Here is a 1,527-nt window from a genome sequence, read left to right on the forward strand (position 1 = left end):
GATCAACACCAATAAAAGCGATATCACTAAGCCCTTTCTCAGTGAGAAATTCTAACGCTTTGACGATAACTTGCTTGTTGTCGTAGTTAATCGAAGAGATTTGATCCGTATCCATGGCAATCACGACAGATCGATTATGCCAACTCTCTAGCTTTGAAATGTCAAAGTCACTGAAACCAAACACTACCACGCCATCTACATTGCGTTTTTTCAGCACATCGAGATGATCATTGGTTTTTATGCGATCAAACTGACTCTCCATGATCACTACGTCATAACCTTCGGCGTACAGAGTATTCAACATACTGCCAACGGCTTTATTCTCTGAGGGAGAATCAAGACGAGAGATAATGACACCAACCACTTTTTGGCTGCCACCACGCATTGCTTGAGCAAATTTTGAGGGAACATAACCAGACTCTTGAATCACTTGTTCAACCTTAGCACGTGTCTCAGGTTTAACCTTTGGGTCATTAGTCAGAACACGGGAGACTGTTGATTTACCCACACCGGACAAGCGGGCAATATCAAGAATGGTAAGTTTTTTACTCATAGATAACTGGGTCTAATAGTCAGATGGAAACAGGCAGCCATACGCTACCTGCAGTGCTATCGTAATCGTTCTATTGGCCAATGCAATTCTTATAGACAGTAACACCAACTTCTAATCGCGCTTCATTGCCTTTAGTATAAAGGGTAACAGGATTTTTAACCTTAGCAGTACCATCATCTAGAATATACTTAGTGCCTGAGCCTGATGGCACTCGAGCCATACGATAGTCACCTTCAGGTAATCTTAACAGCGCCTTGTCCTCGTTTGGCATCAGCGCCAACTGAAACGCCCCACCACTACTGCACTGGTAAGCAATGAAATCGCCTTGATAAACGGTGTTTCTGACGGGTTTGTTGAAGGAACAAGCGTTAAGGCTTGCTGTTACTGCTGCGACCAGCAACCAATGATGATATTTCATAACTCCCCCAACAAAACAAAGTGCGCCAAAGTCCCTGCTTATTGTTCTAAATAGGCTGGGACATCTTTAATGCTATCAAGAACAACTGAAGCGATCGCTTCGCCTTTCTCTGTCACTGGTTTTCCAGTACGGACCAGGATTTTGGTTCCTACGCCAGCCGCTTCTGCTGCCATCATGTCTTCTGCTTTATCGCCAACCATTACTGAGTTAGCCATATCAATTTTTAAGAAGTCACGTGCAGAGATAAACATACCTGGTTTTGGCTTACGACACTCACAGTCTTGCTTGTATTTCCCTTGCCCATGTTCAGCATGGTGTGGACAGTAGTAGATACCATCAAACTCAACACCATTATCGACAAAGTTCCAATCCATCCACTGAGTCAACGATAGGAAGCGATCTTCACTGAACTTGCCACGTGCAATACCTGACTGGTTGGTCACAAGCACCAACTGATAGCCCATATCTTTGAGCTTCTTGGCCGCTTCAAATACACCATCAATAAACTCAAAATCATGCTCGTCGTGGACATAGCCGTGATCAACGTTGATCACGC

The 1,527-nt window shown here is 44.0% G+C and carries 3 protein-coding genes; all 3 read right to left on the bottom strand.

Going from position 1 to position 1,527, the window contains the following annotated elements; translation table 11 throughout:
* A partial coding sequence (locus tag QTO00_RS19550) for a LacI family DNA-binding transcriptional regulator (RefSeq protein WP_331426230.1) occupies positions 1-553 on the bottom strand: 553 nt, incomplete at its 3' end.
* Positions 554-623: 70 nt separating this feature from the next.
* On the bottom strand, positions 624-971 hold the full coding sequence (locus QTO00_RS19555) for an MliC family protein (RefSeq protein WP_331426231.1): 348 nt from the start codon (positions 969-971) through the stop codon (positions 624-626).
* Between the two features lie 38 nt (positions 972-1,009).
* The gene (gene gmhB, locus QTO00_RS19560; protein ID WP_331426232.1) at positions 1,010-1,525 is read right to left on the bottom strand and encodes a D-glycero-beta-D-manno-heptose 1,7-bisphosphate 7-phosphatase; all 516 of its coding nucleotides are present in this window, start codon (positions 1,523-1,525) and stop codon (positions 1,010-1,012) included.
* Positions 1,526-1,527: the final 2 nt, after the last annotated feature.

Source organism: Vibrio sp. M260118, assembly GCF_036533755.1.
In the GTDB taxonomy this organism is placed as follows: domain Bacteria; phylum Pseudomonadota; class Gammaproteobacteria; order Enterobacterales; family Vibrionaceae; genus Vibrio.

What these genes read in the sequence shown, in the direction of transcription:
- QTO00_RS19555 (WP_331426231.1), bottom strand. Translation starts at nt 971, where the DNA reads ATGAAATATCATCATTGGTTGCTGGTCGCAGCAGTAACAGCAAGCCTT.